23 protein-coding genes and 1 pseudogene are annotated in these 21,398 nt (G+C 65.0%); 10 read left to right on the top strand and 14 right to left on the bottom strand.

The genetic code is table 11. From position 1 onward, the window contains the following. Positions 1 to 11: 11 nt before the first annotated feature. The gene (locus QMA10_RS03160) at positions 12 to 377 is read right to left on the bottom strand and encodes a GNAT family N-acetyltransferase (RefSeq protein WP_290166125.1); all 366 of its coding nucleotides are present in this window, start codon (positions 375 to 377) and stop codon (positions 12 to 14) included. 212 nt (positions 378 to 589) lie between these two features. Between QMA10_RS03160 and QMA10_RS03155 the strand changes: the two genes are divergently transcribed. Next, the gene (locus QMA10_RS03155) at positions 590 to 898 is read left to right on the top strand and encodes a cupin domain-containing protein (RefSeq protein WP_290166079.1); all 309 of its coding nucleotides are present in this window, start codon (positions 590 to 592) and stop codon (positions 896 to 898) included. Here QMA10_RS03155 and QMA10_RS03150 read toward each other — a convergent pair. The 5 genes from QMA10_RS03150 to QMA10_RS03130 all read right to left on the bottom strand — a co-directional run bounded on the left by QMA10_RS03150 (position 895) and on the right by QMA10_RS03130 (position 5,130). Beyond that, entirely contained in the window at positions 895 to 1,122 is a 228-nt protein-coding gene (locus tag QMA10_RS03150) for a helix-turn-helix domain-containing protein (protein ID WP_290166077.1), read from the bottom strand. The two genes, QMA10_RS03155 and QMA10_RS03150, sit on opposite strands and share 4 nt — an antisense overlap. Further along, positions 1,123 to 1,761, bottom strand: coding sequence for a hypothetical protein (locus QMA10_RS03145; protein ID WP_290166075.1), 639 nt, complete (start codon positions 1,759 to 1,761; stop codon positions 1,123 to 1,125). Positions 1,762 to 1,857: 96 nt separating this feature from the next. Next, a complete protein-coding gene (locus tag QMA10_RS03140; protein WP_290166073.1) occupies positions 1,858 to 3,261 on the bottom strand; it encodes an FAD-binding oxidoreductase in 1,404 nt (467 codons plus the stop codon). 1 nt (position 3,262) lies between these two features. Then, positions 3,263 to 4,666, bottom strand: coding sequence for an aspartate aminotransferase family protein (locus QMA10_RS03135; RefSeq protein ID WP_290166071.1), 1,404 nt, complete (start codon positions 4,664 to 4,666; stop codon positions 3,263 to 3,265). Beyond that, the gene (locus tag QMA10_RS03130) at positions 4,663 to 5,130 is read right to left on the bottom strand and encodes an Lrp/AsnC family transcriptional regulator (RefSeq protein WP_290166070.1); all 468 of its coding nucleotides are present in this window, start codon (positions 5,128 to 5,130) and stop codon (positions 4,663 to 4,665) included. The genes QMA10_RS03135 and QMA10_RS03130 overlap by 4 nt, the downstream gene beginning before the upstream one ends. 240 nt (positions 5,131 to 5,370) lie before the next feature. Between QMA10_RS03130 and QMA10_RS03125 the strand changes: the two genes are divergently transcribed. The 4 genes and pseudogenes from QMA10_RS03125 to QMA10_RS03110 all read left to right on the top strand — a co-directional run bounded on the left by QMA10_RS03125 (position 5,371) and on the right by QMA10_RS03110 (position 9,556). Further along, entirely contained in the window at positions 5,371 to 6,585 is a 1,215-nt protein-coding gene (locus QMA10_RS03125; RefSeq protein WP_290166068.1) for a spermidine/putrescine ABC transporter substrate-binding protein, read from the top strand. Continuing rightward, positions 6,585 to 7,793, top strand: coding sequence for an ABC transporter ATP-binding protein (locus QMA10_RS03120; protein ID WP_290166066.1), 1,209 nt, complete (start codon positions 6,585 to 6,587; stop codon positions 7,791 to 7,793). Before QMA10_RS03125 ends, QMA10_RS03120 begins: the two co-directional genes overlap by 1 nt. Beyond that, positions 7,793 to 8,750 (top strand): annotated as a pseudogene (locus tag QMA10_RS03115) (ABC transporter permease). Before QMA10_RS03120 ends, QMA10_RS03115 begins: the two are co-directional and overlap by 1 nt. 8 nt (positions 8,751 to 8,758) lie before the next feature. Further along, the gene (locus QMA10_RS03110) at positions 8,759 to 9,556 is read left to right on the top strand and encodes an ABC transporter permease (RefSeq protein WP_290166064.1); all 798 of its coding nucleotides are present in this window, start codon (positions 8,759 to 8,761) and stop codon (positions 9,554 to 9,556) included. A 5-nt stretch (positions 9,557 to 9,561) separates the two neighbouring features. On the opposite strand, the gene QMA10_RS03105 is transcribed toward QMA10_RS03110, so the two are convergent. Next, positions 9,562 to 9,858, bottom strand: a complete 297-nt coding sequence (locus QMA10_RS03105; protein ID WP_290166062.1) for a DUF3253 domain-containing protein — start codon at positions 9,856 to 9,858, stop codon at positions 9,562 to 9,564. 146 nt (positions 9,859 to 10,004) lie between these two features. On the opposite strand from QMA10_RS03105, the gene QMA10_RS03100 reads away from it, so the two are divergent. The 4 genes from QMA10_RS03100 (at position 10,005) to QMA10_RS03085 (ending at position 13,546) form a co-directional block, all read left to right on the top strand. After that, positions 10,005 to 10,505: an SRPBCC domain-containing protein gene (locus tag QMA10_RS03100; RefSeq protein ID WP_290166060.1), complete on the top strand. Its 501-nt coding sequence runs from the start codon at positions 10,005 to 10,007 to the stop codon at positions 10,503 to 10,505. A gap of 123 nt (positions 10,506 to 10,628) precedes the next feature. Then, positions 10,629 to 11,618, top strand: coding sequence for an LLM class flavin-dependent oxidoreductase (locus QMA10_RS03095; RefSeq protein ID WP_290166058.1), 990 nt, complete (start codon positions 10,629 to 10,631; stop codon positions 11,616 to 11,618). Between the two features lie 25 nt (positions 11,619 to 11,643). Beyond that, positions 11,644 to 12,111: a thioesterase family protein gene (locus tag QMA10_RS03090; RefSeq protein ID WP_290166055.1), complete on the top strand. Its 468-nt coding sequence runs from the start codon at positions 11,644 to 11,646 to the stop codon at positions 12,109 to 12,111. Between the two features lie 103 nt (positions 12,112 to 12,214). Continuing rightward, positions 12,215 to 13,546: a TetR/AcrR family transcriptional regulator gene (locus tag QMA10_RS03085; RefSeq protein WP_290166053.1), complete on the top strand. Its 1,332-nt coding sequence runs from the start codon at positions 12,215 to 12,217 to the stop codon at positions 13,544 to 13,546. On the opposite strand, the gene QMA10_RS03080 is transcribed toward QMA10_RS03085, so the two are convergent. Genes QMA10_RS03080 through QMA10_RS03065 form a run of 4 tightly spaced genes read right to left on the bottom strand, consistent with a single transcriptional unit; the run spans position 13,543 to position 17,569 of the window. Next, a complete protein-coding gene (locus tag QMA10_RS03080) occupies positions 13,543 to 14,745 on the bottom strand; it encodes a flavin reductase (protein WP_290166051.1) in 1,203 nt (400 codons plus the stop codon). The genes QMA10_RS03085 and QMA10_RS03080 overlap by 4 nt on opposite strands. A 30-nt stretch (positions 14,746 to 14,775) precedes the next feature. Continuing rightward, complete coding sequence (gene dmpG / locus QMA10_RS03075; protein ID WP_290166049.1) at positions 14,776 to 15,783, bottom strand: 4-hydroxy-2-oxovalerate aldolase; 1,008 nt, start codon at positions 15,781 to 15,783, stop codon at positions 14,776 to 14,778. Positions 15,784 to 15,785: 2 nt separating this feature from the next. Then, entirely contained in the window at positions 15,786 to 16,760 is a 975-nt protein-coding gene (locus QMA10_RS03070; RefSeq protein WP_290166046.1) for an acetaldehyde dehydrogenase (acetylating), read from the bottom strand. Continuing rightward, positions 16,760 to 17,569 (bottom strand): fumarylacetoacetate hydrolase family protein, encoded by an 810-nt coding sequence (locus tag QMA10_RS03065; protein ID WP_290166044.1) that lies wholly within the window; start codon positions 17,567 to 17,569, stop codon positions 16,760 to 16,762. The genes QMA10_RS03070 and QMA10_RS03065 overlap by 1 nt, the downstream gene beginning before the upstream one ends. 248 nt (positions 17,570 to 17,817) lie before the next feature. Here QMA10_RS03065 and QMA10_RS03060 point away from each other — a divergent pair, with 248 nt between their 5' ends. Further along, the gene (locus QMA10_RS03060; RefSeq protein ID WP_290166042.1) at positions 17,818 to 18,654 is read left to right on the top strand and encodes an IclR family transcriptional regulator; all 837 of its coding nucleotides are present in this window, start codon (positions 17,818 to 17,820) and stop codon (positions 18,652 to 18,654) included. Between the two features lie 38 nt (positions 18,655 to 18,692). Here QMA10_RS03060 and QMA10_RS03055 read toward each other — a convergent pair whose 3' ends face one another. From QMA10_RS03055 to QMA10_RS03045, 3 genes are all read right to left on the bottom strand, one after another. Then, positions 18,693 to 19,136 (bottom strand): nuclear transport factor 2 family protein, encoded by a 444-nt coding sequence (locus QMA10_RS03055; RefSeq protein WP_290166040.1) that lies wholly within the window; start codon positions 19,134 to 19,136, stop codon positions 18,693 to 18,695. Positions 19,137 to 19,227: 91 nt separating this feature from the next. Further along, positions 19,228 to 20,154, bottom strand: a complete 927-nt coding sequence (locus QMA10_RS03050; RefSeq protein WP_290166039.1) for a VOC family protein — start codon at positions 20,152 to 20,154, stop codon at positions 19,228 to 19,230. 45 nt (positions 20,155 to 20,199) lie between these two features. Next, positions 20,200 to 21,384 (bottom strand): hydroxylase, encoded by a 1,185-nt coding sequence (locus QMA10_RS03045; protein ID WP_290166037.1) that lies wholly within the window; start codon positions 21,382 to 21,384, stop codon positions 20,200 to 20,202. Positions 21,385 to 21,398 lie beyond the last annotated feature (14 nt).

Here is a 21,398-nt window from a genome sequence, read left to right as displayed (position 1 = left end):
GGGGCTGATGCCTATAACTCGTAGAGATGCAGGACGGGATGGTTGCCGTCCGGGCCGGTCCAGTCAGCCCGGACGGTGTCGAACCGGGTCCAGCCGTGCTTTTCGTAGAGCCGGATGGCTGAATCGCTGCCGTCCAGCACATCGAGCACAAGGGAAAGGCCGGCTTTCCCCGCATACTCCTCAACTGCGGACAGCAGCGTGCCGCCTGCTCCCGTTCCCCGGGCTGCATCGCAGACAAAGAAGCGCGTGAGGCTCATAGCCCCTTCCCTGACTGCCGGCCCCTGCGTTGTGAGTGCAATGTGCCCAACAGTCCGTCCCGCTGTTTCGGCGACCCAGGCGGGGCCTCCGGACGGAGCACAAATCCAGGCCCAGGACACGTTGCCGGGCCTCAGGGGATACCGGTCGCGGCGGTGGACTTCACGAAGCCCGGCAATAAGGTCTGTTTCGTCGCCTTCCCGGCGTTCACGGATCCACACCCTGAGAAACGTAGCCCGGAACCGGCGGCTTTGTCCCGATTCGCCCGCAGATGCTCCCTGCCCGCCAGCGTAACCGTGGCTCCGGCACCGCCGTCATGCGGTAGGTTTTCCCCATGACTTCGACCACCTCGGTTTACGGCCAGGCTGTGGCTGCCGTACAGATTGACAATGACCGGATCCGGGTAACCGAGTGGCGTTTCCCTCCGGGAACGCAGACCGGCTGGCACCGCCATGAACTGGACTACGTGGTGGTGCCCACCATCGACGGGCACATGAGCTATGAGACCGCAGAGGAGCAGGTCACCAAGGATCTCGTGGTCGGAGCCTCCTACGCCCGTGAGGCCGGAGCCGAGCACAATGTCATCAATAAGACGGACACGGAATTCGCGTTCATCGAAATTGAGCTCAAGCAGCAGGCCTAACCTTCGCGACGCACTGCCAGCAGGTCGCCCACTTCGCACTCCAGCGCCCGGCAAACGGCGGACAGGGTGGAAAACCTGATGGCCCGCGCCCGGTCATTCTTCAGCACTGACAGGTTCACTACGCTGACCCCCACCAGCCGGCTGAGCTCGGTCAGGGTCAAGCCGCGCTGCTCCAGCAGTTCATCGAGCCTGCAGCGGATGCCGTCTTCATCTTCGGCCGGCATTCAGACCAGCCCCTCGGTGTCTTTCTGCAGCCGGCGGCCGTACTGGAACGCGCCCGCCACCAACACGAGCGCGAGGCCAGCCACAGCGGGTGCAAGGCTGAAGCTGCCCACGAAGAGGACATACCCGGCCCCCGCGTCCCCGTTGACTCCGATGACGTCCGCCAGACGCGTGCGCCCGATGGTGTCGATGACCTGACCGGCGCTGCCGGCCAGTGCCAGGACAACGCCGCACGCCCCGATGACCCATGCCGAGCCGGCGGTGAACAAGACTTTCCTCCTGAGCCGGAAGGCCAGCAGGAACATCAGGCCCAGGACAGCCAGCACGGCCACCTGGTTCAGGGCTTCACCCCAGGCCAGCAGGGCGGCTTCAGCGCCGGGAACCTGCGGAACCGTTGCATCCACCGACGCGTAGCTCGCCTTGGCACCAAGGGACAGATCTGCCGGGCCGAACTCATCGGTGGCCAGTGGAAGGGTCAGCGTGGTGGAACCGCTGAAGTAACCGACGATCCGCCGGACCGAAAGGACGGTGGCGGCCACGGCGCCGGCAGCAGCCAGAATCATTGCCGTTGCGGTGTCACTCCGGGAAACGATTCCGTTGCCGCCGGCCGTGCTGCGCTGCGTGCCAATGTTCTGCTTCACGATGGGACCCCCGGTTATCGTTTATCGACAATATCGCTAAACGATAACCGCGGATGCCTCCGAGGGCAAGGCCCATGCGGGTTGACCAGGGTCGGGTCAGCGCCCGGAGATCAGATCCGCGGCTTTGGCGATGGGCGACGTCGTGCTCCGCCCGCTTCCTTCGGCGCGGTCCGCAGCGTGGTACGCCCGGTACATCGTGTTGACGCCCAGCCAGCGCAGCGGTTCGGGTTCCCAGCTCCGGGCGCGCCGGTTGACCCAGGGCATCCTCGTCAGTTCGCTGTCCGGCGCCAGAATGAGGTCCCGCAGCGTGCGGCCGGCAAGGTTGGACGCCGTGACGCCGGTGCCCACATAGCCGCCGGCCCAGCCGACGCCGGTGGCCGGATCCAGCCCCACGGTGGCTTTCCAATCCCGCGGAACGCCGAGCACTCCGGCCCAGGCATGGTCGATTCGGGCTCCTGCTGCTGCCGGAAACATCTCACTCAGCAGGGACGCGAGGCCGGCGATGGTGGCAGGCTGTGTAGCGCCGTCGGAGTCGGTGCGGGACCCGAAACGATAGGGGACGCCGCGGCCGCCCAGCGCAATCCGCCCGTCGGCAGTGCGCTGGGCATACATATAGGCATGGGCCATATCCGCCACCGTGTCCCGCCCGGCCCAGCCGATCTCCTCCCACACGCGCTCCGCCAGCGGCTCCGTGACGATCATGGAGGAGTTCATCGGCAGCCATTCACGGTGCGAGCCGGGCAGATTGGCGGTGAACCCCTCGGTGGCCCGCAGCACATAACGGGCGCGCACGGTTCCCCGCGGGGTCTCCGCGGCGGCCGGCACTCCGGCCCGTCCCGGCCGGATTTCGGTCACCGGCGTCTGCTCATACACCGGCACTCCCAGCGCCTCGACGGCGGCGGCCAGCCCGCGCACCAGCTGTGCCGGCTGGATCCGGGCGCAGTGCGGATGGTGCAGCCCGCCCAGTGCGCCGGCAATGCGCACCCGGCCGGCGGTTTCCGCCGCATCGAGGAGCCTGGCCCCGGACTGCGGCCACTGGTCCTCCTCCCGGACCCATGCCCGCAACCGCTGAAGCTGCGCCGGGTTGCGCGCCACGTTCAGCTCGCCGCCCTTGACGATTCCGGCGTCGATCCCCTCCGCGGCCGCGACGGAAATGACCTCGTCCACCGTGGCGTTCAACAGCTCCTGGAACCTGCCCACCGCGGCGCGGCCGTGCGATTTCACGTACCGGCCGCGCCCGCCGGTGATGGAATTGGTCAGCCAGCCGCCGTTGCGGCCGGAGGCACCAAACCCGGCAAACCGGGATTCGAGCACCACCACGGACAGGTCCGGGCGCGCCTTCTTGAGGTAGTAGGCGCTCCACAAACCGGAGTAGCCGGCACCGACGACGGCGACATCCACCTCCGCGTTCCCGTCCAGGGCAGGGCGGGGAACCGGCAGTCCGGTTTCCGCGTACCAGAAGGACACCTGCCCGTTGACGGGCCCGTTGGAAGCTGCCATGTCAGAGGTGGTTCAACCCCTCCGTGAGGACGCTCCGCAGAATGGACTCCATCTGGTCGAACTCCCGCTGGCCCATGGTCAGCGGGGGAGCGAGCTGGATTACCGGGTCTCCCCGGTCATCGGCGCGGCAGTACAGGCCGGCGTCGTACAGGGCGGTGGAGACGTAGCCGCGCAGCAGACGCTCGGATTCCTCTTCGCTGAAGGTCTCCTTCGTCGTTTTGTCCTTCACCAGTTCGATGCCGTAGAAGTAGCCCTCACCGCGCACGTCGCCAACGATGGGCAGGTCCAGCAGCTTCTCCAGCGTGGCGCGGAACGCCGGCGCGTTGGTCTTGACCCGCTCATTGAGTCCTTCACGCTCGAAAATGTCCAGGTTGGCCATGGCGACGGCGGCGGAGACCGGGTGCCCGCCGAAGGTGTAACCGTGGTAGAACGTTGTGTCGCCGCGGCTGAACGGCTCAAAGAGCCGATCGGTGGCAATCATCGCTCCGATGGGGGCATAACCGCTGGTCAGGCCTTTGGCGCACGTGATGATGTCCGGCTGGAAGCCGAAATCGGTGCTGGCGAACATGGATCCGATCCGTCCGAAGGCGCAGATGGTTTCATCTGCCACCAGCAGGACGTCGTACTCGTCGCAGATTTCCCGGACCCGCTGGAAATAGCCCGGGGGAGGAGGGAAGCAGCCGCCGGAGTTCTGCACGGGTTCCAGGAACACCGCCGCTACCGTGTCCGCACCTTCGAACTCGATGGCCTCGCCAATCCGGTCCGCCGCCCAGCGGCCGAAGGCTTCCGGATCCTCCAGGCCTGCCGGTGCGCGGTACTGGTTGGTGTTCGGCACCCGGAACGCACCGGGAACCAGCGGCTCAAACGGTGCTTTCATGTCGGGGATGCCCGTGATGGACAGGGCACCCTGCGGCGTGCCGTGGTAAGCGACGGCGCGGGAAATGACCTTGGTTTTGCCCGGCTTGCCGGTCAACTTGAAGTACTGCTTGGCCAGTTTCCAGGCCGATTCCACCGCCTCGCCGCCGCCGGTGGTGAAGAAGACCCGGTTGAGGTCCCCGGGTGCTCCCTCCGCCAGGCGTTCAGCCAGATCGATGGCCGGCGGATGGGCATAGGACCACAGCGGCATGAAGGCCAGCTCGCGGGACTGCTTGGCGGCTGCCTCGGCCAGTTCTTCCCTGCCGTGTCCCACCTGCACCGCGAAGAGCCCGGCCAGGCCGTCAATGAGCTCATGACCCCGGTCATCGTAAATCAGGTGCCCGCTTCCGCGCGTGATGACGGGGACCCGCCCGCCGGCCGCGGGCCCGGAATGACGGGCCATGTGCATCCACAGATGGTCCCGGGCGGCCTGTTGGCGGTCGGTGCCGCGGGGTGTGGTGGAGGTGGTTTGGACTGCTGCTTCGGTCATCGTGTGCCCCAGTTGTAGGCCTGCTTCCGCAGGGAGAGATACATGAATGTTTCGGTTCCGCTGACGCCGGGAAGGCTGCGCACCAGATTCACCAGGCTCATCAGATCCTGGTCGCTTTCGCAGACCACTTCAGCGAAGATGTCGAACGAGCCGGCCGTGACCACGCAGTAATCCACCTGGCCGATGCCGGCGATCAGATCTGCGGCCTGTTCAACATCGCCGCTGGTCTTGATGCCCAGCATGGCCTGCCGCGGAAAACCCAGCTGCAGCGGATCAGTCACCGCCACAATCTGCATGATGCCGGCGTCGGCCAGTTTCTGGACCCGCTGCCGTACTGCTGCTTCGGACAGTCCCACAGCCTTGCCAATGGCGGCGTAGGACCGCCGGCCGTCTTCCTGGAGCTGTTCGATGATGGCCTTGGAGACGTCATCAATTCCCGGCGCCGCCGCAATTTCCCCAGTCATCAGTGCCTTTCTCGTTCGACGGTGTTTGTGGCCGAACCGCGCCTGGTTCACATTGAAGCGGGTAAAGGACGGTGAAACAAGGTTTTTCAGTACGGATTACTCATATTTATCGGGAGATTCTTTCGGAAACCGTTGTGTAACAAAAGATTTACAACTAAAAACCTTGTTTGCCCCGGTGCGGCTCTGACAATATCAACGCAACATCCTCCCGTCCGCAGATGTTCAGCAAGGAGCACGCCCATGGCAAAGCGCCCCATCACCGATCCGATGCTCAGAAGCATCGTCAACGCCCAGCTCTCCCGCCGGAAGATGCTCGTGGGTGCCGGCGGGCTGACACTGGCGTCCATGCTGGCTGCCTGCGGAACCGGCGGCGGCACGGCCGGAAAGTCAGCGGCGGCTGCCACGGCCGCCGCCGATCTGTCCGAGTCCGAGAAACTCGTGAACTGGGCCAACTGGACCCTTTACCTGGACTATGACGACTCCACCGGCACCTATCCGTCGCTGGAAGCCTTCACCCGGGCCACCGGAATTGACGTGAACTATTCCGAGGATGTGGACGGAAATGACACGTACTTCGGAAAGATCCAGGGCCAGCTGGCAGCGGGACAGGATATTGGCGCGGACATTGTCACGGTCACCGACTGGATGACCAGCCGGCTGATCAGGCTGGGATACACCCAGGAACTGAACCTGGACAACATTCCCAATGCCGCCAATCTCCTGGCCGGACTGCAGGACGTTGATTTTGATCCGGGACGGAGGCATTCCCTGACCTGGCAGACGGGCTTCGCCGGCATCGCCTGGAACAAGGAGGCGTTCCCGAAAGGATTGAAGAGTGTCTCGGACCTCTGGCAGCCCGAACTGAAGGGACGCGTTGAGGTCCTCGACGAAATGCGCGACACCATGGGCCTGATCATGATGGAAAACGGTGTGGACGTGACGGGAAACTGGACCGCCGATGATTTCGACAACGCCCTTGATGTGCTGTCCAAGCAGATTGCCGACGGCCAGATCCGGCAGGTGAAGGGGAACTCCTACAAAGAGGACCTCATCTCCGGTGATGCCCTGGCGGTCATTGGCTGGTCCGGGGACATCACGCAGCTGAATTTCGAAGAGGGCAACAAATGGGAGTTCGCCCTGCCTGAAGCCGGTGGAACCCTGTGGTCGGACAATATGTCCATCCCCGTAGGCTCCCCGCACAAGGCCAATGCGGAGAAGTTGATGAACTACTATCTGGACCCGGAAAATGCGGCCACCGTGGCCGCCTACGTGAATTACATTTGCCCGGTTGAGGGTGCGCGTGAAGCGATGGAGGCAATTGACCCGGAGCTGTCCGATAATCCGCTGATTTTTCCCACCGATGAGTACATGGCCCGGGCCCACGTGGTGCGCACCCTGAGCGCGGACGAGGAAACCGATCTGTCGGACCGCTTCCAGACGGCGATCGGCAACTGATGGCTGCCATCGATCTGCGGCCTGAGCCGGACTCCCGCGGGGAAACCTCCGGGCAGGACCTGGTCCTGTCACGGCTGAGCAAGCGTTTCACGGATTTCACCGCCGTCGACGGGCTGGACCTCGTCATCCCCTCGGGCTCCTTCTTCGCGCTGCTGGGGCCTTCCGGCTGCGGCAAGACCACCACGCTGCGGATGATCGCCGGTTTGGAGCAGCCAACCTCGGGAACCATCAGCATCGGCGGCCGGGACATTACGGGCACCACGCCCCACCGGCGGCCGGTGAACACGGTGTTCCAGAACTATGCGCTTTTCCCGCACATGAGCGTGCTGGACAACGTGGGCTTTGGGCTTAAACGGCGCAAAGTGCGCGACGCCGATGCCCAGGCCAAGGCGGCCCTGGAACTGGTGGAACTCGGTCATCTCGGCAACCGGCGCCCCGCCCAGCTGTCCGGCGGCCAGCAGCAGCGGGTTGCGCTGGCGCGTGCCGTCGTCAACCGGCCCGCGGTCCTGCTGCTGGACGAACCGCTGGGTGCGCTGGATATGAAGCTGCGCCGCCAGATGCAGACGGAGTTGAAGAAGATCCAGACCGAAGTGGGCCTGACCTTTGTCCACGTCACCCACGACCAGGAGGAAGCCATGACCATGGCGGACACCGTGGCCGTGATGAACAACGGCCGCGTGGAGCAGATGGGAGCCCCGCAGGAGCTCTACGAGCTGCCCCGCACCGCTTTTGTGGCGAACTTCCTCGGAAAATCCAATCTGATGCAGGCCGACGTCACCGGGGAGAGCGGCGGATATCTGCAGCTCAACGCCGGCGGCCAGCACCTGCAGGTCCGCCTCGACCGGGCTACGGACCACGCCGGGCGGGTCCTGATCGGCATCAGGCCGGAAAAGCTGCGCATGCTGCCGGGGGCCGCCGTACCGCCGCCGGTACCGCCGGCAGCACCCGGGAGGCTGCCCGCCGGGGGTGCGGAAGGAACAGAAGCTGCGCTGCGCGCCGTCGTCCTGGACGCTTCCTTTTCCGGTGCCAGCACCGAGTACCTTGTGGAGGTTGAAGGGATCGGCACCATGGGCGTGTTCAGCCAAAACCGCGGAGCTGCACTGGCCGCACCCGGCGACCGGGTGAGCCTGAGCTGGGATGCCGACCACGCCTTTGGACTGCGCGGTGACGAGGACCGTCTGGCCGGCGCGGGCGAGGACGGACTCTGATGGCGCTGCTCACCGGCAGCCGCTCCGTCGGAGCAGGAGCTGCCGGAACAGACACCGGGGCAGGCACCGCGGGCGGCGGGGAGGACTCAGCCGGCCGGCGCCGCGGACGGATAGGCTACCTGCTGATCCTTCCGGGCTTCATCTTCATGCTGCTGTTCTTCGTCCTGCCGGTGTTTTCGCTGCTGGCAACCTCCCTCTATGTAAAACCGGAGGGAGCTGACGTAGGCCAGTTTGCTCCGGCCCTGGAATTCGGCAACTACGCGGTGGTGCTGCAGAACTACTGGCCGGCCATTGTCCGCTCCTTCGGATTTGCGCTGATCGCCACTGTCGCCGCCCTCGTCATCGGCTACCCGATGGCCTATCTGGTGGCGGTGCGGCTGCGGGAACACAAGCTGCTCAAGGGCATCCTGCTGGTGCTGATCATCGCGCCGTTCTTCACCAGCTTCATCCTGCGCACCCAGGCCTGGAAACAGATCCTCGCGGACGAGGGCCCCGTAGTGGGAGTCCTGCGCGCAGTCTCCCTCCTGCCCGACGACGGACGTCTCACGGCCACGGCCTTCGCCGTCATCTGCGGACTGACCTACAACTTCCTGCCCTTCATGGCACTGCCCATCTATGCCTCCCTGGAACGGATGGACATGCGGCTGATCGAAGCCGGGGGAGACCTCTACGCCAGTCCGCTGGAAACGTTCCGGCGGATCACTTTTCCCCTGTCCCTTCCCGGGGGTCATGGCGGGCACCCTGCTGACCTTCATCCCGGCCACCGGCGACTATGTGAATGCGGCCCTGCTGGGCAACAACCAGAACACCACCATGATTGGGCAGGTCATCGATTCGAGGTTCTTCCGGGTGGTGGACTACCCGGGAGCGTCCGCCCTGTCCTTCCTGCTCATGCTGGCCATCCTGTTCCTGGTCCTGCTGTACGTGCGCCGCTTCGGAACCAAAGAACTGATGTGAGGGATTCCATGCAACAGACCATTGGACGCTGGCTGATTCCGGTCACCGCCGGATTGGCCTTCCTCTTCCTGCTGGTGCCGATCGGCTATGTGTTTGCGTTTTCCTTCAACGACGCCGGACGCACCAACCTGACCTGGCGCGGCTTCACCCTCGCCAACTGGCAGAATCCCTGCGGGGCGCCGGAAGTATGCGCATCCCTGGCCAACAGCCTGCAGATCGGAGCCGTCTCCACCGTGCTGGCCACGGCATTGGGGACGGCAATCGCCGTCGGGCTGGTGCGGTACCGCTTCCGGTTCAGCGCAACGGCCAACATGCTGATCTTCCTGCCGCTGGCCACTCCCGAGGTGGTGCTGGGAGCGTCACTGCTGGCCCAGTTCCTGAACCTCGGCGCGGAGCTGGGCAAGGGCACGCTGATCATCGCGCACACCATGTTCTGCATCTCGTTTGTGGTGGTCACGGTCAAGGCCAGGGTTGCCAGCCTGGATCCCAAACTTGAGGAGGCGGCAGCGGACCTCTATGCCTCGCCCCTGCAGGCCTTTTGGCGGGTGACCTTTCCGCTGCTGCTGCCCGGCGTCATGGCCGCCGCGCTGCTCGCCTTCGCGATGAGCTTTGATGATTTCATCATCACGAATTTCAATTCAGGGTCCGTGGACACCTTTCCGAAGTTCATTTACGTGGCGGCCACCCGGGGAATTCCCGCACAGGCCAATGTCATCGGATCGGCAATGTTTATTGTCTCGCTGCTGGTGGTGATTGGCGGCCAGATGATTTCCCACCGCAGGGCCAAGGTGCTGGCAGCCCGGTAACCGGCTCAGCGCCGGCGGCGGATGCGGATCGGCCCCTTTGCCGTGAGGATATCCACCACTTCACCGTGCTGCGTGACGTCAACGTCTCCGGTCTCCACCAATCTGGCCGCCGCCCGCCGGGCACTGTCCATCAGCGGACGCCAATTGTCCGGCGCCACCGCACGGGCGGCATCCGAGGGGCAGATGGTGGAAGCGGGTGCCCGGCCCGCGAGCAGACCAAGGATGGCCGCTTCAAGGCGGGCGCCGGCGTCGTCCTGCTCGGCATCTGCGTTTGGGGCGGCCTCCGCTGAGCTGTTATCCATGCAGGCCATTGTGCCGCGGATTCCGGGAGGCCGGAACCGGTTTATGTTTGCCGGTTCCCCGTTTGCCGCCCGGTGTGGCCGCGCGGGCCTGCAGCGGACCACACTGGAAAAGCAGATCCGGTGATAACCCAACCAAGGAGACTGACATGGCTGATCCGGTGTCACCGCAGGGAGCGGAGCATGAGCTGTTGATGGTGCGGGACTTTCCGGTCCCGCAGCAGGCCGTTTACGATGCCTGGGCCGATCTGGCGCATGCCACGGACTGGTGGGGTCCTGAGGGCTTTATCGTGCCCCCGGAGCGGGTGAGCATCGATAACCGGGTGGGCGGAACCTACCGTGCCTGCATGGTCAACACCCTGACCGGCGATGAGCTGTGGTGGGGCGGCACCCTGAGGGAGCTGAAACCGCCGGACCGGCTGGTCATGACGCAGGAATGGCAGTCGCCGGACGGAACGCCGTCGAGCCCGGAAACCCTGATCACCGTGGACCTGGCCCCGCATGACGGCGGTACGCGCCAGACGTTCCGGCAGGGGCCCTTCGCGGACCGGCGTGATTTGGACGGGCACCAGAGCGGCTGGAACTCGTCCTTTGACCGGCTCGCCCGTTATTTGGCACGCCACCGCGGCGCGGGTGAACGGCGCGGGTGAAAGGCGGTAAGCCGTGCGCAAAAGGGCCGCGTGAAATAAGAGCGTGCCCTTTGCTGTTGCACCATGAGTGCCCGGGCAAACAGCCGGCAAGGCACAACGTGCAACGAAAGGCCGAAAACCCACATGACTGTTCCGCTGTCGATCCTCGATCTTGCCATCATTGACGAGGGCGAAACCGCACGCGAATCCTTCGCCTCCAGCCTCGCCCTGGCACAGCACGCCGAGAAGCTGGGCTACACCCGTATCTGGTACGCCGAGCACCACAACATGCCCACCATCGCCTCCTCGGCCACCAGCGTGCTGGTGGGCTACATTGCCGCCCACACCGAGAGCATCCGGCTCGGTGCCGGCGGGGTCATGCTGCCCAACCACGCGCCGCTGACCATTGCGGAGCAGTTCGGGACCCTGGAGACGCTCTTCCCCGGACGGATTGACCTGGGCCTGGGCCGCGCGCCCGGCAGCGACCAGAAGACGATGCGTGCCCTGCGCCGCGATCCCATGTCCTCGGACAGCTTCCCGCAGGATGTGCAGGAGCTGCAGGGTTACCTCACCGGAAACACCCTGATCCCCGGCATTGACGCCACCCCGGGCAAGGGCACCAACGTGCCGCTGTACATTCTGGGCTCGTCCCTGTTCGGTGCCAAGCTGGCTGCGGCCCTGGGCCTGCCCTACTCCTTCGCCTCGCACTTTGCCCCGCAGGCGCTGCAGGATGCGGTGGCCATCTACCGCCGGGACTTCCGCCCCTCCGAGCAGCTGGCGGAGCCGTACGTCATTGCCGGCGTCAACGTCATTGCCGCGGACACCTCCGAAGAAGCACAGCAGATGTTCATCGACGGCCAGCGCCGGCGCGTCACCCAGCTCTTTGGCCGGGACCGGACGTTCACGCCCGAGGAAGCGGACATGATCCTGGAGTCCCCGGGCGGACAGCAGGTCAAGCAGATGGGCCGCTACTCCGCTGTCGGAACCCCTGCCGAAGTCCGCGACTACCTGGACTGGTTCAGCACGCACGCCGATGCCGACGAACTGATCGTGGCAACCCAGACCCCCACCCTGGAATCCCGGCTGCATTCCTTCGAGCTGCTGGCCGGCGTGACGGAGCTTGCGCGGGCGTAGGGCCAGCCTGTGCTAGAAACGAAGCATGATTGAAACCCCGCAGGTAATCCAGTGTTCCGTCGGCATGCGCTGGGGGGACATGGATGCCTACGGGCACGTGAACAACGTGGAAATCCTGCGGATTCTGGAAGAGGCACGGATCCATGCCTTCGGCCCGCCCGGCGGTACCGGCGGGCCGGGGCAGGAACCCGTCGTCGCCCTCTTTAACAATCTTCCCGAGGGCACCCAGGCGCTGGTGGCGGAACACCGGGTGAAGTACTTGTCGCCGTTGACCTACCGCAATATTCCGGCAGACATTGCCGTATGGATCAGCGCGGTCAAAGCCGCCAGCCTCACCATCGCGTACATCATCAGGGACCCGGTTACGGGGCAGGACTGCGCCCGGGCCGAAACCACTCTGGCTTTTGTCGACGCCGGCACCGGCCGGCTGCTGCGGATCGTTCCGGAGCAAAAGGAGCTCCTGCGCCCGTATCTGGGTGCATCTGTTTTCTGAACCGTTCCTGCACAGCGGGACTGCCTCCGCCGTCCCGGAGGGATTGGCTAGGGTGGAGGCCATGGGGCGGGAGAGAACTCCGCCGGGAAGCAACAGGTAGCCAGTGGCGCAGCGCAAGACAGACCGGAAGAACGAGCAGGGGGATCAAACCCGTACGCGGATTCTCGAGGAAGCCATGCGGCTTGCCGCCTGTCACGGTTACGAGGGCACCAGGCTCTCCATGATCAGGAAGGCCACGGGACTGTCAGCCAGCTCCATCTACTGGCACTTCTCGGACAAGGACGAGCTGTTTGCCGCAGCCCTGGAGCGTTCCTTTGAGCTGCAGTCACAGTCCATCCCGAACTGGCTGGACTCACCGCCGGGGGACTCCCGGACCGCTGACCTGTACGGCAACATCCTGCAGTTTCCCCGCATCGACGACTCCATGGCGTACTGGCGGTTTGGCCTTCAAATTTCCGTGGTCCGTCCCCGGATTGTTTCCCCGGCACGCGCCCGGTTCCTGCAAATCCGCCGTGAAAGCACGCAGTGGCTGGTGAAATGGTGGGAACGCACCCTGCCCGCGGACATGGAGCAGAAAGAAGCCGCTGCCGGGCTGCTGGGGCGTTTGACCATCGCCATCCGGGACAGCGAGTTCATCCAGCGGCACGGCTCGGGCGGGCTCGACGAGGACCGTGTCACCTGGATGATTGCCGCCTGTCTGAATGCCGCGGCGGACCGGGTTGCGGAACTGGCGTCCAGCGGCTCCCTTGATGCCGTCAGGGACGCGCCCGCGGCTGCTCCTGCACCTGCACCTGTCCCGGAAGGCAGCGGTGAAAGCCCGCGGGACGTGTTTTTGCGCGCAGCGGAGGACACCATTGTGGAATTTGGCTACGACGGCGTCACGGTGGCCCGGGTGTGTGAGAAGGCCGGGCTTCCGGCCAGCTCGCTGTACTGGTCCTTCAAAGGCAAGGATGATCTGGTGGCCACTGTGGTGGACAACGCCTGCCGGGGATGGGACAAAGCAAAACCGGCCATGGAAGCGCGTCCGTTGGACGGTGACTGGTCCGTGGTCCTGAAGCGTCTGCAGTTGAAGACGCTGGAAGGTTTTACTGCCCGGACGCGGATCCGCAGGCTGGGTCTGCTGCTGCTGCTTCAGCCCGCTGCGGGCCCCGGCGCCGGCAACCAGCGGCTGGAGCCGGTGCTGCAGAACATGCAGAGCATGACCGACGAGTGGTTCCGGAGCGTCCTCGACCCGGAGCTTGATGACACGTCACGGAGCGAGCTGGCCGGGTATCTGTCTGAATGCCTTTTCCGCATCCTGGACGGGCTGATGCTGAGCAGGCAGATCGAAGAGGGACCTTGGGACCCGGAACTGCTTTCCGATGTGACGAGCACGGCGCTGTACCGTGTTGCCGGCCTGATGCAGGCCGGCAACACGGTGGCGTGGAATGCCTAGGCGCTGGCCCGCACCGGATCCAGCGACGCACCAACCTTCCGGGCCGCCTGAAGCAGCTCCTCCGCCCAGGCCAGGACGGCGGCCGCATCGGCCTGGCGGGGAAGGCCGGCGATGCGCAGGACCAGCCGGACCTTGCCTGCTTCATCAAAAACGGGGGCAAGCAGCGAATCCACGTCATACCTCCGTCCCTCTTCGAGGATCACCGGAGCGTAGCTGCTGGACGTGCGGGAAATGATCTCCCGGATATTGCGTTCCTGCGCCGGCGTGTAGACGCCGGAGGAATAGTCACGCAGCGCCTCGAAGATTTGCTCGTCCCGGTAGCCTCCGCGCATGGTCATCGACCAGCCCCGGCTTCGCACCGCCTCCAGGCGTTCCCGGTATTCACCGGGGGTGCACTCGTCACTGGGCAGTGCGCGCGACAGCCAACGGTCCACGGCGTCGTCATCCTCCCAGGCCAGGCACAGCTCGCCCATGGGCGGCATCAGCGGAATCCGTTCACCCAGGCGGTCCTGTGCTCCCGGCGCCGATCCCGTCACGGCAACGTTGACCGCCATTTGGTCGCTGATGACGGCCATGGCCGTGCACTCGGCGTCGAACAGCTCCGCCAGCCGGTCCATTTCGGAGCGGCCGCGCTCGGCCAGCCGGACTCCGGTGATGAGGTCCGCTTCGAAGGGTGCGCTCAGCGAAAGCGGTGCAAACCGCCCGTAGCCGCCCTGGAAGAACAGCAGCGGAGCCACCGGGCTGCACACCTGCAGTTCCTGGACAGCGCCGAGCACGATGTGGTGGTCTCCGGCGTCGCTGACGGATTCGAACGTACAGTCGATGAAGGCCACCACGCCGTCCAGCACCGGGGCGCCCAGAGGCGACGGATGCCAGGACACGCCGTCGAACTTGTTGGCGGCCCGCCCGGCAAACGTGCGGCAAATATCTTCCTGGTCCGCGGCAAGGACATTGACGCAGAAGGACTGGGCGGTCCGGAGCCGTTTGAAGGTCTGCGACGCAACGGTGGGAAGGAAAGCCACCAGGGGCGGATCCAGGGACACCGAGGTGAAGGACCCCACGATCATGCCTACGGGTTCGCCGTCGTCGGCTATCCCGGTGATCAGGACCACTCCGGTGGGGAAATGGCCCAGCACGTTGCGGAATACCAGCGGATCGCTCATTGCCGGGCGTTGTTCGCCGTTACTGATGTCGCTCATCGTTTCTGCCTTTCATCCGCCGTTGTACGGTTACCGACGCGCCAGGAGGTCCAGGGCCACATCCACGATCATGTCCTCCTGGCCGCCCACCATCCGGCGCTTGCCCAGTTCCATCAGGATGTCCGTAGCGGGGATTCCATAGCGGCTGCTGGCCGATTCTGCGTGGCGCAGGAAGCTGGAGTACACGCCTGCGTATCCCAGCGAGAGGGTTTCCCGGTCAACGCGCACCGGGCGGTCCTGGAGGGGGCGTACCAGGTCATCGGCAGCATCCATCAGTGCCGAAAGGTCGCAGCCGTGCTCCATGCCGAATTTGTCCGCGGCGGCAATAAATGCCTCCAAGGGGGCGTTGCCGGCCCCGGCGCCCATCCCGGCCAGGGAAGCATCCACACGGTTGGCGCCGTGTTCCACGGCAGTCAACGAGTTCGCAACGCTCAGCGAGAGGTTTTCATGGGCATGGATGCCGATCTCCGTAGCGGGATCCAGCACCTGCCGGAAAGCGTCAATCCGCTCCGCGACGCCCGGCATGGTCAGTGCACCGCCGGAATCGACCACGTAGACACAGGTGGCGCCGTAGGTTTCCATGAGCTTTGCCTGCTTGGCCAGTTCGGCGGCCGGAATCATGTGGGACATCATCAGGAAGCCCACCGTGTCCATGCCCAGTTCCCGTGCGGCTCCGATGTGCTGCGCTGATACGTCCGCTTCGGTGCAGTGGGTGGCCACGCGGACCACTGATGCACCGGCGCTGTGCGCATCCTTGAGATGGTGGATGGTGGCGATGCCGGGCAAGGCCAGGGTTGCAACCTTTGCCTGCTTCACGGCCCCGGCTACGGCGGAGATCCATTCAAGGTCCGTGTGGGCGCCGAAGCCGTAGACACACGATGAACCGTTAATGCCGTCTCCGTGCGCCACCTCGATGGAGGCGACGCCGGCGTTGTCCAGGGCCGTGGCAATCGCCACGGCCTGGTCCACGGTGTACTGGTGGCGAATGGCGTGCATGCCGTCACGGAGGGTGACATCGGAAATGTAGAGCCTGCTCATGGTTATGCCTCCTGCATCGCCGCGGCGGCGTGCTGTTCGGGGACCCCGGCGAGTTCTGCCCAGCGGTCGGCAACGGCCATGGCTGCGGAGGTCATGATGTCCAGGTTCCCTGCGTAGGCGGGGAGGTAGTGCGCGGCGCCGGTGACTTCCAGCATCACGGTGACGCGGGTGCCTTCAAAGCGGCCGGTACCCGGGATGTAGAGGGCGTTGTCCGGACCGAAGGTTTCAAACTGCACGTCCTGCTTGAGCTTGTAGCCTGGAACGTACTTCTGCACCTGCTCCGCCATGGACAGCACGGAGGCCTCGATGCCGGCGTGGTCCGGTGCGCCTTCCACCAGGCAGTAGACAGTGTTGCGCATCAGCATGGGCGGTTCGGCCGGGTTCATGATGATGATGGCCTTGCCGTCGGCTGCACCGCCCACCTCCACCAGTGCCCTGGCGGTGGTCTCGGTGAATTCGTCGATGTTGGCCCTGGTGCCGGGGCCGGCGGAGCGTGAGGCCACTGAGGACACAATTTCGGCGTAGCGCACGGGGGCCACCCGCGAGACCGCGGCCACCATGGGAACGGTTGCCTGGCCTCCGCAGGTCACCATGTTCAGGTTGGTCTCCTCCAGATGATCCTCGAGGTTGACCACAGGAACACAGTAGGGGCCCACCGACGCCGGGGTCAGGTCCAGGACCCGGACGCCGGTGTCTTTGAGGAGGTCCCAGTTGCCAAGGTGCGCCGAGGCGCTCGTGGCATCAAAGACAACCTTGATGTCCTTGAAATTCGGCAGGGCGAGCAGACCCCGGATGCCGTCCGATGTGGTGGCTATGCCCATGCCGGCGGCCCTGCGGAGCCCGTCAGACTCAGGGTCGATTCCCACCATGGCGCCCATCTCCAGGCGTCCCGATCCGCGCAGCACCTTGATCATCAGATCCGTGCCGATGTTGCCGGAGCCAATGATGGCGACCGGCCACCGTTCGTTGTTTTCCACTAGTTCTCCTCATGTTTGATGCGGACCTGTCCGAGGCCCTGAATGCTTGTGACGGCGGAAGCGCCGGGCGGGAAAGATGCCATGGGTCCAAGCGCCCCGGTCATCAGGATTTCGCCGGCACGCAACGGCCGCTCCAGCTGGGCCATGCGCCGAACCAGCCACAGCGCGGCGCGGTAGGGATGGCCGAGGCAGGCGGCGCCGGAACCGACGGACACAACCTCGCCGTTGACCTCCATGACCATTCCGGCTGCCGTCAGGTCCAGTGCCGACGGCGATACGGGGCGGGTACCGGTGACGACGCGTCCGCTGGAGGCGTTGTCCGCGATGGTGTCGAGGATGGAGATGTTCCAGTCCCGGATCCTGGAGCCCACTATTTCGATGGCTGGAAGCAGATAGTCCACTGCCGCAATCAGCTCGGTCAGCGTGGTGTCCGGTTCGGGCAGGTCCTTCTTCAGGATCAGCGCAACTTCTGCTTCTACACGTGGCTGAAGAACCTCACCGGCGGCCAGCATTTCCCCGTCAGCGAGGCACATGTCGGCAAACAAGACGCCGAAGTCCGGTTGGTCAACACCCATTTGGGCCTGTACGGCTTTGGAGGTGAGGCCGATTTTCCGTCCCACCACCCGGCGGCCTTCAGTGATCCACGCGTCCTCGTTGGCCCGCTGAACGGCGTATGCGGCCGCAACGCCCCCCTCGGCAAGGGCGTCACGGATCGGTTCAATCGCCACCCCCTCGCTCTCGGCACGGCGCAGCCGCCCCGCCAGTTCTGCCAGCCCCGTTGGATGCGTGGTCTCAATACCTGCAGTCATTCGTCCTCCCAAATCAGGCTTCAGTATGTCCCGGCCCGCGGGGTGGCCGTCCCGGCAGTCCCGGAGAGCGGGATGGGGTCGGCGAAATTGATGCTGGCACTCGCCTGTAGTGATGTGTACAGTGAAGGCATGATGTGGTTCAGCTCACATCAGCTCGTAGTCCGGTTGCTGTGCCAAGGAGGTCGCCCAGCCATGAAACTCTCGATTTCACGGGGTCCGTTGAATCCAATGTGCTCGGAGTGTGTCCGATGACCATTTCAATGACGTCCCCCAAAACCGTTGCCTGGCCGCCGGCAACCGGTACCCTGGCGCCCGTCCCCGACGGCGGGCTTCCCCCCTCCATGGCGGCGAGGATGACGCTGATCATGGAAGCGTTCGATGCCCGCGACGTCCGCCTGCTGCTGGACGAGATTGCCACGCGAACCTGCCTGCCCCGTTCAACCACGCACCGCATTCTTGATCAGATGGTGCAGCTGGGCTGGCTGGAGCACACCCCGGAGGGCTACGGCATGGGCTGGCGGTCGCTGCAGTTCTGCGGCCTCAATGACAGCCACACCCGGATCCGCGCGGAGGCTGCTCCCTTGCTGCACAGCCTGGCAATGCGCACCGGCATGGTCGTGCACCTGGCAGTTCTGAAGGGCGCCAGCATTCACTACCTCGACAAAATCGGCGGCCGCACGGCTACGTCCGTTCCGTCCCGCGTGGGCGGCAACGCTCCGGCGCACGCTACCGCGCTGGGGAAGTCGATGCTCGCCTGGATGAGCCCCGAGCAGCTCGATGAACTCTTCAAGAACGGACTGCATCCGCACACGGGCCGCACCATCAGTGATCCGCAAAGCCTGTACGCGGAACTGCACCGCATCCGGCAGCGCGGCGGACTGGCGTATGAAGCGGGTGAAAGCTATGAAGGCATTTCCTGCGTGGGAGCGGCCATCCGCAGCCGCAGGAAACCGGTGGCCAGTATTTCGCTGGTCGGCGGAAGCCAGGATCCGCTGGAGCGGATGGCACCGCTGGTAATGGACGCGGTCCGCCGGGTGTCGGCAGCACTGTTTCCTGCAGATGCTCCTCATACGGCCCGGACCTGATTCCTCAACGTACCTGAGCCCCCGATGGCCGCGATTCCTCAACGGCCGGCTGCCGGGGGAGTCGGTGCGGCGCCCACGGACCGGCGGGCAAACTTCCATCCCCGGGCTGTCCGGACAAACCGGTCGGTGTAAATCCCCAGGGAATCACGCCGGGTGCCGTCGTGGGTCAGGCTGAAGACATGGAAGTATGCGGATCCGGTTGCCGTATCAGCATCCGCGTCCGCGTCGATGATGTGGTTCAGCACCAGATGGAGGGTGTTCGAAGGCCCGGACATGGTGTCCGCGAAGAAGCTCCGCAGCTCTCCCGTGCCCCGAATCTCCGGCAGCCCCCAGGCTGAGCCGTCCCACACGCCGTCGTCCGCAAACAGCGACACCAGCTCATCCAGCCGGCCGGCGTCGAGGTGGCTCGAATACCGGTGCATCAGCTGAATCAGCTGCTCGACGTCGCTGCCGGTCACGGTCTGTGCTGCTGGAGTGGTCAAGGGGTTCCTTCCGGAATAAGGGAGTAGCAGGCACAGGGGGAGGGACAGGCCAAACTGTCCCTCCCCCTGTGCCGCGCGGAAGCTGCGGGTGCTAGCTGACGGTGACTGCCTGGGGCGGTGTGAAGGCCGCGAGCGGCTCGCCCGCGGAGTGGTCGTGGCCCCAGTAGCTTTCGGAAGTGATTTCCTCAGCCGTGTAATAGGACTCGTCCACGAGCATGCCGGCGGTACCGAACTCGATGTCCCAGCCGCCGGGTGCGCGGACGTAGAAGGACACCATCTTGTCGTTGGTATGGCGGCCCAGGGCGGCAGACAGGCTGAAGCCCAGCTTGGTGACCTTGTCCAGCGCGCGGCCAACAGTGTCCAGGTCCTCGACCTCCACCATCAGGTGCACGAGACCGGGCTCTTCGCCATGCGGGGCGGGGCCGATGGCCAGGCTGTGGTGGCGCTGGTTCACACCGAAGAAGCGGAACCGGACGGCGGGGCGGCTCGGGCCCAGACGCACTGCACCGCGCGGGAGGAAGCCCAGGACGTCGGTGTAGAACGACGTCGTTTCATCCATCTTGGTGGTGGGAAGCACCACGTGGCCCATGCCCTGGGCGCCCGTGACAAACTTCTGGGCGTAACCGGTGATCAGCGGACTGTGGTCCAGCCGCGGACCGAAGAAGATCTCCACGGGCGTTCCGCCGGGATCGGTGAAGGTGATCACCTGTTCCAGACCGCGCTGGTCATTCTCTTCCTCGGTCAGCCAGGTGACGCTGATTCCGGCACCTTCCACTGCCCTGGCCACGGCTGCGAGACCAAACTGGTCGCGGACTTCCCAGCCAACGGCCACAACGGCATCCTTCTCGCCGGGGAGAACGACCAGGCGGGATTCCCGTTCATCCATGCGGAGGTACAGTCCGTCCGGATCGGGGCCTACGGTTTCGGCGAAGCCAAGACCTTCAACGGTCAGCTCGCGCCAGCGGTCAATATGACGGGTCTGGACCTTCAGATAGCCCAGTCCTTTGATGTGAGTCAATGTTTCCTCGCCTTGCTGTGTTGGGGTTGCGGTTGACGGGCTGAACTAGACCATGCTCGACAGATTTGCCGGCGGTTCCAGTCCGAGCTCGGTGAGAACGGCAGCGTGGTACGTGGGGCCGGGTACGTGGATGGCATGTGCCAGGCCCATGTGCGCATCCCGCCAGAACCGCTGGATCGGGTTGTTCATGCGCAGTCCGTTGCCGCCGGAGCGGGACAGGATGGTGTCGACGGCGGCCGTGGCGCGCCAGGCGGCCTGGATCTGCGTCCGGCGGCCTACGGCGCGTTCCTCCAGGGAAATCTCGCGGCCCCGGGCCGCCGTGTCGTAAATTCTGCTGATGTTGTCCAGAAGCGCTGCGCGCGATGCCCTGATCTCCCCGGCGGCCTCGCTGACGGCATACATGCTGTAGGGGTCCTGGGTGCTCTTGAACCCGTTGCCCTGCTGACGGTTGCGCTGGTATTCCAGGTGGGCATGCAGGGCACCCTCGGCGATGCCGATGACGGCGGAGGTGAGTCCCAGCGGGAACAGGCTGTAGAACGGGATCCGGTGAATGGGGTCGGTCTTACCCGCTTCCCGGGCAACCTTTCCGGAGAAGAGGTCCGCCTGGTTGATCACCCGGTACCCGGGAACAAACTTGTCCTTGATGGTGACGTCTTTGCTGCCGGTTCCCTTCAGCCCCACAACATCCCAGGAATCTTCCACGATGGTGTAATCGGCGCGGGGGACAACAATGTGAACGGACTGGAACGGCTGCAGCGGCTTGCCGTCGGCCCCGCCGACAAATGCTCCCAGGATCACCCAGTTGGCGTGGTCGGTCCCGGTGGAAAACTGCCAGTGCCCGGTGACCTGGTAGCCCCCGTCAACCGGAGTAGCAACGCCCATCGGCGCATAGGGAGAAGAGACCCAGGTGTCCTGGTCGGCACCCCAGATCTCCTCCTGCAGCTTGGGAGACATGATCTCGAGTTCCCAGGGATGGACGCCGACGACGCCGGACACCCAGCCGGCGGCACCGTCGAGGCTGGCGATCCGCATGACGGTTTCGGCGAACTCCACCGGGTGCGCCCGCGTTCCGCCGTACTCCACGGGTGCCAGCAGCTTCATGACACCGCTTTGGCGCAGGATGTCCACGGTGGTATCGCTGAGCTTTCCCAGATCCTCGTTGATTTGACCCTGGGAACGCAGCTCTTCCCCCCGTTCGGTCAGGACATCTGAAGTTGCAGTAATCGTCATTGATGCATCTCGCT

Source organism: Arthrobacter sp. APC 3897 (genome assembly GCF_030407495.1).
In the GTDB taxonomy this organism is placed as follows: domain Bacteria; phylum Actinomycetota; class Actinomycetes; order Actinomycetales; family Micrococcaceae; genus Arthrobacter_B.
This window is presented reverse-complemented; position numbering and strand designations above follow the sequence as displayed.